This is a genomic window from Arthrobacter sp. 05L45_2 (genome assembly GCF_056397525.1).
This window is the reverse complement of record NZ_JBFTNO010000113.1, coordinates 1-9,932: the sequence shown is the minus strand read 5'-3', so window position 1 is coordinate 9,932 and position 9,932 is coordinate 1. Positions and strand designations below refer to the sequence as shown.

Below are 9,932 nucleotides of genomic sequence, written 5' to 3'. Positions count from 1 at the left end.
TCCCGGGAGGGAACGGGCGGCCAGTGACCCCGCGCTGGTGCGGAGCGGTGGTGCTGGTGCCTAGAGGGCTGCGAAGACTTCGCGCAGCAGCTTGGCGGTCTCGGACGGCRTCTTGCCGACCTTGACGCCGGCAGCCTCGAGGGCTTCCTTCTTGGCCTGGGCGGTGCCTGCGGAGCCGGAGACGATGGCGCCGGCGTGGCCCATGGTCTTGCCTTCCGGGGCGGTGAAGCCAGCCACGTAGCCGACGACCGGCTTGGTGACGTGGGCCTTGATGTAATCAGCGGCACGTTCCTCGGCGTCGCCGCCGATTTCGCCGATCATCACGATCGCCTTGGTCTCGGGGTCCGCTTCGAAGGCCTCGAGGGCATCGATGTGGGTGGTGCCGATGACCGGGTCGCCGCCGATGCCGATGGCGGTGGAGAAGCCGAGGTCGCGGAGCTCGTACATCATCTGGTAGGTCAGGGTGCCCGACTTGGAGACCAGGCCGATGGGGCCCTTGCCCGTGATGTTAGCCGGGGTGATGCCGACGAGGGCCTCACCCGGGGTGATGATGCCGGGGCAGTTCGGTCCGATGATGCGGGTGACCTGCTTGCCGTTGGCGTCCACCTTGGACTGGGCCAGGGCCCAGAACTCGGCGGAATCCTGCACCGGCACACCCTCGGTGATGACGACGACCAGGCCGATGCCGGCCTCGATGGCCTCGACGACGGCGTCCTTGGTGAAGGCCGGCGGCACGAAGACGATGGAGACGTCGGCGCCGGTCTCTGCCATGGCTTCCTTGACGGTGCCGAAGACGGTGATTTCGTTATCGCCGTGCAGGACCGTGGTGCCGGCCTTGCGGGCGTTGACGCCGCCGACGATGTTGGTGCCGGCCTTAAGCATCAGGGCGGTGTGCTTGGTGCCTTCGCCGCCGGTGATGCCCTGGACGATGACCTTGGAGTCCTTGTTCAGATAAATAGACATTGTCGCGTCCCTTTACTTAGCTGCGTTGGCGAGCTCGGCGGCCTTGTCGGCGCCCTCGTCCATGGTGGCGGCCAGGGTAACCAGCGGGTGGTTGGCCTCGGCCAGGATGCGGCGGCCTTCCTCGACGTTGTTGCCGTCGAGGCGAACCACCAGCGGCTTGTTCGCGGAGTGGCCCAGCTCGGCCAGCGCGCCGACGATGCCCTTGGCGACAGCGTCACAGGCGGTGATGCCGCCGAAGACGTTGACGAAGACGGACTTGACCTGCGGGTCGCCCAGGATCACGTCGAGGCCTGCTGCCATAACCTCGGCGGACGCTCCACCGCCGATGTCCAGGAAGTTGGCGGGCTTGACGTTGCCGTGGTTCTCGCCGGCGTAGGCGACGACGTCCAGGGTGGACATGACCAGGCCTGCACCGTTGCCGATGATGCCAACTTCGCCGTCGAGCTTGACGTAGTTGAGGTCCTGCGCCTTGGCCTTGGCCTCGAGCGGGTCAGCGGCGTCCTTGTCCTCAAGGGCGGCGTGCTTGGCGTGGCGGAAGTCAGCGTTCTCGTCGAGGGAGACCTTGCCGTCGAGGGCAACGATGTCACCGGCGCCGGTCTTGACCAGCGGGTTGACCTCCACGAGGGTGGCGTCTTCCTTCTTGAAGACGTCCCACAGCTTGAGGATGACGGCGGCGACCTTGCCGCGCAGTTCCTCGGCGAACCCGGCGGCGGCGACGATTTCGTCGGCCTTGGCCTGGTCGATGCCGACGGCGGGGTCAATGGAGACCTTGGCCAGGGCTTCGGGACGCTCGACGGCGAGCTGCTCGATTTCCATGCCGCCCTCGACCGAGCACATGGCCAGGTAGTTGCGGTTGGCCCGGTCCAGAAGGACGGAGAAGTAGTATTCCTCGGCGATGTCGGCACCCTGGGCGATCATCACCTTGTTGACGGTGTGGCCCTTGATGTCCATGCCGAGGATGTTGGTGGCGTATTCATGCGCCTCGTCGGCGGTCTTGGCGACCTTAACGCCGCCAGCCTTGCCTCGGCCACCGACCTTAACCTGTGCCTTGACGACAGTTACGCCGCCGATCTTCTCGGCAGCTGCCTTTGCTTCTTCAGGGGTGTGCGCCACGATGCCGGCAAGCACGGGTACACCGTGCGCCTCGAACATATCGCGCGCCTGATATTCAAACAGGTCCACGGTTTAGTGTCCTTCTACGTCGAAGTAGTTTCTGTACAGCCGGACCCCGCGTACTCGCGGTTACCGGGCTGCGGAATAAACGCACCCTGCGACAAGCTTGGAAACGAGCCACACGGCGCAATGCTCCTCTGTCGAACTCTAGTCCTTTGAACGGACCAGCCCGACCCAGAGTACCCGTTATGTGAGTAACGACACTATTCTATTGAGCGTAGAAAAACCGCTAGATTACGGGGTTTTTGGGGCGTCCGGCGGGGCCGGGGAGGCCGTTTTCGGGGTGCTCGAGATGAGCTCGTAACGGTCGCGTGAAACGAAGAATGCGACCCCGGCGGAGACGTTTCCGCAGGCGACGCCGCCGTTGTACGCGGAGCAGCGCAGGCCGTTGCGTTCGACGTTCTTCCCGTCCGCGAGCACCGGCAGCTGGGAGATCGGCCCGTTGGGCGTGCCCTTGGGACCGTACTCGGACTCCTGTTGGGTGACGCCGGACCGGCATTCGCCGTAGACGGCTTTGTCCGGTGTCAACAGGGCGGTGCCGCCCAGGTAGCCGAGGTTGGTCCCGCCGCAGTTGTCGCGGATGTCCTTGGGGTTCGGCTTCGGGTAGACCGCCAGTTCGCAGTGCGCGGCCGGCACGGTGGCGAACTTGGTGGTCCCGTTTCCGCTGAACCCGTTTTGTTCGTACGGCAGGTTGATGTGCTCGCCCCGGGCGGAGGTGAGTGAGCAGACCACGTTGTGGTCGGCGGTGACGAAGCTCAGCGAGTCCTGGCCGGCACCCAAAGTTGCGGGGTCCGTCAGCGGGGCCTGCTTGAGCTGCTCCAGCGCGGGCAGCGGCGCGGGCGGCACGTAGTTGGGGTCCCGYTGTGTGACGGTGCACGCGGTGGCCGCCAGCAGCAGCAAGGCGGCCAGAAGCCCCAGGAATGTCCGTCGCATGGGCTCCATTATGCCCGGCACCGGTCGCCGGGCGGTGCAGGGACGACGGCGGGTGGCGGGCCGGCGTCGTCGGTGCCCGCCGCCGGTCAGGCGTCGAGCTTGGTGAGCGGCGCGTAGCGCAGCAGGAGCCGTTTCTCGCCGACGTCGAACTTCACCTTCGCGACGGTCTTGTCCCCCGCGCCTTCAACGGCCAGTACCGTGCCGTTGCCGAAGCTGGTGTGATTGACCTTGTCGCCTACACTGACGGCGACGATCTCCTTCTGCGGCTGTACCCGGTTCTTCGCGATCGCGGCGGGGACGTCGGCGTTGAACCCTGCCGAGGCGTCCGCCCCGGTGCCGCGCGCAGTGCCGGCGCCCCAGAAGGACCCGCCGTAGCGGCTGGAGCCGATCGAGCCTCCCCCGCTCCCCCAGCTGCTGGCCTGGCGGGTGGATCCCTCGCGTTTCCATTCGACCAGTTCGGCCGGGATTTCCTCGATGAACTGGCTGGCGGGGTTGTACTGGCTTTGCCCCCACATGCTGCGGACCTCGGACCGGGTCAGGTACAGGCGTTTGCGCGCACGGGTCAGGCCGACATACGCCAGGCGGCGCTCCTCCGCCAGTTCCTTGGGGTCCGTGGCCGAGCGCTGGTGCGGGAACAGCCCATGCTCCATGCCGGTCAGGAACACCACCGGGAATTCGAGCCCCTTGGCGGTGTGCAGGGTCATCAGCGTAACGACGCCAAGGCGCTTGGCTTCGGCCACCGCGGCGTCGATGTCGGCGCCGGGGGCGTCCGGGATCTGGTCCGCGTCGGCCACCAGGGAGACCTGCTCCAGGAAGGCCCCAAGGGAGCCTTCGGGGTTGTCACGCTCGTATTCGCGGACGACGGCGACCAGTTCGGCCAGGTTTTCCACCCGGGATTCGTCCTGCGGGTCGGTGCTCGAACGCAGCGTGGCGAGGTAGCCGGTTTGTTCGAGGACAGCCTCCAAAGCGGCGGCGGCACCGGAGCCGGCGGCCACTTCGGCGAGGTCGTCGAGGAGCTTGACGAAGCCCAGGACGGCGTTTACGGAGCGGGTGGCCATACCGGGCGCCTCGTCGGCGCGGCGGGCGGCGGCCATAAAGGAGGTCCGGTCGCGCTGCGCGAGCGAGGCGATGGCTCCCTCGGCGCGGTCGCCGATGCCGCGCTTGGGTTCGTTGAGGATACGGCGCAGATTTACGTCGTCGTCCGGGTTGACCAGCACGCGCAGGTACGCCAGGGCGTCCTTGATTTCCTTGCGCTCGTAGAAGCGGGTGCCGCCGACCACCTTGTAGGGCAGGCCGACGCGCACCAGGACGTCCTCGATGGACCGGGACTGGGCGTTGGTGCGGTAGAAGATCGCGACGTCGCCCGGGCGGAGGTTGCCTTCGTCCTGGAGCCGGTCGATTTCCTTCGCGATGAACTGCGCCTCGTCGTGCTCGTTCTCCCCGACGTAGCCGACGATCTTCTCGCCGTCGCCCTCCGCCGTCCAAAGCCGCTTTTCCGGCCGGTTGGGGTTCCGGGAAATCACCGAGTTGGCGGCGCTGAGGATGGTCTGGGTGGAACGGTAGTTCTGTTCGAGCTTGATGGTCCGGGCGTCCGGGTAGTCCTTCTCGAACTCGACGATGTTGCGGATGTCCGCGCCGCGGAAGGCGTAGATGGACTGGTCCGAATCGCCCACGACGGTGAGTTCCGCGGCACCGGGGCCCTCGCCGACGATCTCGCGCACCAGGGCGTACTGGGCGTGGTTGGTGTCCTGGTATTCGTCCACCAGCACATGCCGGAAGCGCCGCCGGTAGGAATCGGCCAGCGCGGGGAAGGCCCGGAACATGTAGACGGTCTCGGCGATCAGGTCATCGAAGTCCATGGCGTTGGCCTGGCGCAGGCRCTGGGTGTAACCCTTGAAGACCTCGGCGACGGCCTGTTCGAACGGGTCGTTGTAGTTGGCGCTGGAGGCGTAGCTGTCCGCGTCGATGAGCTCGTTTTTGAGGGCCGAGATCTTGTGCTGAATGGCCTTGGGCGCGAAGCGCTTCGGGTCCAGGTCCAGGTTCTTGGCCACCAGCGTGATCAGGCGGAGCGAATCGGCGGAGTCGTAGATGGAAAAGTTGGAGTTGAGGCCGACGTTGGCCGCCTCGCGCCGCAGGATCCGGACGCAGGAGGAGTGGAATGTGGAGATCCACATGGTCTTGGCCCGGSCSCCGACCAGSAGCTCGATCCGCTCGCGCATCTCGGCAGCGGCCTTGTTGGTGAACGTGATGGCCAGGATCTCGCCGTGGTGCGCGCGCCGGGTGGCGATCAGGTAGGCGATGCGGTTGCTGAGCACCCGGGTCTTGCCGGAGCCTGCACCCGCAACGATCAGCAGGGCGCCGCCGGAGTGCTTGACGGCTTCTTCCTGCTGCGGGTTGAGTCCCTGCAGCAGTTCGTCAGCGTTGGGGAGCTTAGGGCGGTCCCAGTCCTCGCCGTGGGCGGGGTGGTGGGCGGGGTGGTGGCCGGGGCTGGGCTGGGTGGCTTGGTGTCCCTGGCCGCCGGGGGTGCCCGGGGCGCCGGGGGTGAACTGGGTACCGGGGTTACCCTGGCTGCCGTAGCCGGGTGCCGGCCGCAGGTCCGGCAGGCCCGTGCCTGCACCAGGATTCGCGGACGCCTTGGCAGGTGACGCCGCGTTCGAGGCAGCTCGGAGGGGTCCGTCGGCGTAGGGGTCAAACAACATATCCATGGTGTTAACAAGTCTAGGCGGTGGCACTGACGCCGCGATCCGCCCGCACCCCGCCCCGCCGGACATGYCCATCCCTGGTGCGGACCGTTGGACATATTGTGAATATGTCCACGCTTAGGGCTGAACAATGGGCATGCCCATCCGCCAGGGACTGCTGGGACGGGCATGTCCATCCGCCGGTGATGAGGACGAGCATGCCCATCCCTCAGCGGCAGGTACGAGCATGTCCATCGGTCCCGGGCTGCAGGAAGAGCATGCCCATCCGTCCCGGGCGGCTGGAACGAGCATGCCCATCCGTACTGGCCAAGGATGAGCATGCCCCGCCGGCGGCCACGCCGTCGGGGGAGGTTACGTGACCGAGCCCGACTCGAGGGCCGCCCGGAGCTGCCGGACCGCCGTCGTGCCGCCGGCCACGAACCATTCGAGGCCGTTGACGCGGACGACGTCGGTGGTCCCGCCAGCGGCGACCACAATGGCCTTGCCCGGCAGCCAGTCCCACTCCGGGGAGCTGTGCTGGAACCAGCAGTCCAGCTCGCCGTCGGCTACCCGGCCGAGGTCGCACGAGCCCGAACCGAACATACGAAGTGACGCCGCCGAGGTCGCCGCCGCGTGCCAGGGCATGGCGCACATCGGATCGGCCAGCCAGGTCGGGTGGATATACGTGGCGGCGCCCAGTTCGGCCAGCGGGGACTCGGCACGTCCCCGTCCACCGGCGTCGAGGGGCCGGAAGCTCGTCAGCGGTTCGCCGTTGAGGGTGGCGGCGTGGGTGGTGCCGCCGAGCCACAGTTTGTCCGCTTCCGGCTGGAAAATGGCACCGAGCAGGGGGCCGGACGGGTCCTTGAGGGCGATGGCGGAGCACCAGTAGCTGGAGCCGTGCAGGAAATTGTAGGTGCCGTCGACGGGGTCGATCACCCAGGTCCGGCCGCTGCTGCCCTGCACGGAGGCGCCTTCTTCGCCGAGGATCCCGTCGTCTGGCCGGCAGCGCTGCAGCTGCTCGAGGACATAGGCCTCGGCGGCGTGGTCGGCGGCCGTTACGACGTCGGAAACGGAAGTCTTCCGCTGGCCCTCCAGCCCCGCCTGCCGCATCAGGAGCGCCAGGTTGCCGGCCTCCCGTACCAGGGCTTCGGCGAGCTGGTAGTCGTCCAGCTCGGGGTTGAGTTCCGCGGTGCTGTGCCGGCCGAGCCGGTGCCTGACATGGTCGCTGCTGCCTGATTCGCTCACGCGTTCAGCCTATCGGGCGCCCGGAGATCCTGAACAGGCGGACCCGCTGGGCCCGGGGATGCCGGGCCGACGGGCCGCCCGGTTCCGGGGATGGTCGATAATGGAGCCATGGCCAAGACACCCGCGCAGCGGATCAAGAAGCACGGCGCCAACGCGGCCGTTCCCCAGCACCACCTCCCGGCGGTGATCAATCCCAGCACCACCCGGAGCCCGCAAAAGGCCCAGAGCAACGGCAACCTGATCCTGATCGCCGGCGTCGTCGCGAGCCTGTTCCTGTTCTGGTACCTCCACCTGCTGACCCTGAACCAGCTCACCCAGCTCAGCGGCGGGCTGCCGATGCCCGATTCCCAGTTCGGCGGCTTCGACCAGCGCTTCGCGGAGCAGCTGCGGTCCGCGATGGACGCCGACGCGCGCGGGCAACTCAACTACGTGCACAAAACCGCCGGAACACTGTTCCCGCTGATCTTCGGGTTCACGTGGCTGCTGCTCATCGGCACCAACGTGGCCCGCAAACCGCTGCGCTRGGCGCTGTGGGCGCTTCCCCTGCTGTTCGCCGTGGTCCGGCTGCTGGGCAATACCGCCATCGACGCCATGATGTCCGGCGGAACGGTCGACGGCGGCCAGGTGGCCCTCGCGTCGGGCCTCACGGTGGCCGGCTGGATCCTGCTTGTCCTGAGCCTGGCCGCGGGCGGCGTGGCCGTGTACCTGGGACGCCGGAAGCGCCCGGCGCCTGCCGGGGCTCCGGGGTCGGCGCCGGTCTAACGGGACGCGGAGTCGAGCGGGTCGGGTCCGCAGCGTCTGGGTCCCGTCCCGATGAACATGCCCATCCTTAACTAGGACCGATGGACATGGCCACCCCTAGCTAGTACCGGAGTGCATATCCCATGTATGTCCATTGCTCAGCACCCGCATTGGACATACCCAGACGTGGGCGAGGTCGGTTCCGCGGCGTCTCGGCCGTCCCGATGGACATGCCCATCCTTGGCTAAGACCAGAGGACATATCCAGAGGGACCCCGGTCGGCCCGGCAGCGTCTCGGCCGTCCCGATGGACATGCCCATCCTTAGCTAAGACCAGAGGGCATATTCCATATATGTCCATTACTCAGCACCAGCAATGGACATGTCCAGAAGGCGGTGGCGGCAACGGACATGCCCATCCGTGGGTGGAATCAAGCGAGTGGGGTCAGCCGCGCCCGAAGCCCGTGACCMGCAGCAGCCATTTCCAGAACGAGTCACGGCCCAATTCGTCCCTCAGGAAGTCCCGGGCCTGCTTGGCGCGGTGTGGGGCTCCGGCGCTTTCAAAATGCGCGGCAGCCTCGACCAAAGAGTCCCGGGCGGCCATTTCGTCACCTAATGCGAGATACGAGCGTCCTAGGAGAAAGCACGCGTCAGCGAAAAGTTGGGGCGTAAGGCTCCTTGAAGTAGCACGGATTTCTTCCAGGAGCGCCACAGCAGACTCTGCATCCCCGGCAAGAAAACTCCAGTGGGCGCGATTGCGCTTGAGCAGCAGCAGATCATTTTCACTTCCACCAATAATATCGGTGGCCAACTCTGCGCGCTCAATACAGCGCAATGTGTCAGAGTCGGCAACGTTCGCCGCAAGGCGCATGGCGGCAGAGGCCTTGTTGAATTTGGCCCAAACGTCGAGGTTTTTTGTAGGCGAGAAAGTCGTTGCCGCTAGCTCGTGATAGTGCAAACCCTCCTGGATCCTGTCGCACAGGAAGGCAACGTTCCCGATAACCCAGAAGGCTTTACCAGCAAGCTGATCATCAACATCTTCGGAAATCACATTCGCGAGAACCTTGCTCTCGCTCCAAGCGTCTGACAACTTCCCGCCGTCTGCCAGTGCAGCGATGAGTGCCTGCCTCGCCTTGATGTTGATTTCGACATCCGACTCCCCCGTCGTGAGGTCGGCGGCAGCACGTGCGGAGTCCGCGGCCTGCTCAAGCGAGCCCGCGCCCTGACGGGCCTTGGCCAGCAAAATGTGGGCACGAGCTTGATCGTGGGGGTTCGGTGGGTCTCCTGCATCCTCAATGAGGGACGTTGCCAGGGTCGCGCACTCATCAAAGCTTTGTGCGTCCAAGAGGTTTTCGGCGCGGAGAAAGGTCATGTTCCACCACGACCCAAAGTTTCCGTCCCGCAGTGCTATTTCGGCAGCCCGCTCAGCGCTGCCGGCCGCTTCGGCGAAGGCATGGTGGCTACGGAACTCGTGTGCTTGAAGCTCCGCAGCTGCGTAAAGCGGTGAAACTGAGTGCATGAACCAATTATCGGGGCCTTTGCCGCCGATTAGGTACTCGCCGCGCAAGGTTCTACGACCGGAATGTCGTTGCGAAGCCGGAAAATAACACCGACCCCGGCAGATGTGATGAATCGTTATCTGACGGCGTGTCGATTGACCCTATACTAATCCTGCATCACACGAGTCACATCAGCCTCTCACGCAACAGGAGCATTACATGAAGAAGACCCTCGCAACACTCCTCGTCGCCGGCGCCCTCGCAGCAGCAGGCCTCTCGGCCTCGGCTGCTGTCTCGGCTACGGGCGGCAATTCCGGTCAGACTGTCGTGGCAGTGGACTACTGGCCGAACTCCACCCCCAAGAACTAACGGAGTCACCAACCGCAAAGGGCGGGAAGCGGAATTACTTCCGGCTCCCGCCCTTTGTCGTGTCGACGGCGGTGTGTCATTGGCAGGCGGGCAAGCCGCCGTCGTTAGCCACGCCGCAGATGAGCGGCTACTGCGAAACTGTCCGGCCTTCGAGGACGAGCGCTTCGATGGCCTCGGCGGGCGCCGGGCGGCCGAAGTAGTAGCCCTGGCCGCTGCCGCAACCCAGCCGCACCAGTTCCTCGGCCTGTTCGGCGGTCTCGATCCCCTCCGCCACTGCCTTGAGGCCACAGGCGTGGATCAAATGCAGGACAGCCTCAACGAAGCCGCCC

General features: G+C 66.0%; 9 protein-coding genes. 2 read left to right on the top strand and 7 right to left on the bottom strand.

Translation table 11 applies throughout. From position 1 onward, the window contains the following. Window positions 1-60: 60 nt before the first annotated feature. From sucD to AC1DHD_RS10110, 5 genes are all read right to left on the bottom strand, one after another. Window positions 61-963, bottom strand: a complete 903-nt coding sequence (sucD, locus tag AC1DHD_RS10130; protein ID WP_476879594.1) for a succinate--CoA ligase subunit alpha — start codon at window positions 961-963, stop codon at window positions 61-63. Between the two features lie 12 nt (window positions 964-975). Further along, a complete protein-coding gene (gene sucC, locus AC1DHD_RS10125) occupies window positions 976-2,145 on the bottom strand; it encodes an ADP-forming succinate--CoA ligase subunit beta (protein WP_476879593.1) in 1,170 nt (389 codons plus the stop codon). Window positions 2,146-2,370: 225 nt separating this feature from the next. Next, window positions 2,371-3,078: a hypothetical protein gene (locus AC1DHD_RS10120; protein WP_476879592.1), complete on the bottom strand. Its 708-nt coding sequence runs from the start codon at window positions 3,076-3,078 to the stop codon at window positions 2,371-2,373. A 77-nt stretch (window positions 3,079-3,155) separates the two neighbouring features. Then, entirely contained in the window at window positions 3,156-5,774 is a 2,619-nt protein-coding gene (gene pcrA, locus AC1DHD_RS10115; protein ID WP_476879591.1) for a DNA helicase PcrA, read from the bottom strand. 348 nt (window positions 5,775-6,122) lie between these two features. After that, window positions 6,123-6,995, bottom strand: coding sequence for an inositol monophosphatase family protein (locus AC1DHD_RS10110; RefSeq protein WP_476879590.1), 873 nt, complete (start codon window positions 6,993-6,995; stop codon window positions 6,123-6,125). 108 nt (window positions 6,996-7,103) lie between these two features. Here AC1DHD_RS10110 and AC1DHD_RS10105 point away from each other — a divergent pair, with 108 nt between their 5' ends. Beyond that, window positions 7,104-7,757 (top strand): hypothetical protein, encoded by a 654-nt coding sequence (locus AC1DHD_RS10105; protein WP_476879589.1) that lies wholly within the window; start codon window positions 7,104-7,106, stop codon window positions 7,755-7,757. 423 nt (window positions 7,758-8,180) lie between these two features. On the opposite strand, the gene AC1DHD_RS10100 is transcribed toward AC1DHD_RS10105, so the two are convergent. Continuing rightward, window positions 8,181-9,254, bottom strand: a complete 1,074-nt coding sequence (locus tag AC1DHD_RS10100; RefSeq protein WP_476879588.1) for a hypothetical protein — start codon at window positions 9,252-9,254, stop codon at window positions 8,181-8,183. 199 nt (window positions 9,255-9,453) lie between these two features. Between AC1DHD_RS10100 and AC1DHD_RS10095 the strand changes: the two genes are divergently transcribed. Then, window positions 9,454-9,603 (top strand): hypothetical protein, encoded by a 150-nt coding sequence (locus AC1DHD_RS10095; RefSeq protein WP_476879587.1) that lies wholly within the window; start codon window positions 9,454-9,456, stop codon window positions 9,601-9,603. Between the two features lie 127 nt (window positions 9,604-9,730). On the opposite strand, the gene AC1DHD_RS10090 is transcribed toward AC1DHD_RS10095, so the two are convergent. After that, window positions 9,731-9,932: EAL domain-containing protein (locus tag AC1DHD_RS10090; protein ID WP_476879586.1), on the bottom strand; the 202-nt coding region annotated here is incomplete at its 5' end.

Bases quoted from the DNA above. Each gene is read 5' to 3' on its own strand.
- AC1DHD_RS10095 (WP_476879587.1), top strand. From the start codon at position 9,454: ATGAAGAAGACCCTCGCAACACTCCTCGTCGCCGGCGCCCTCGCAGCA.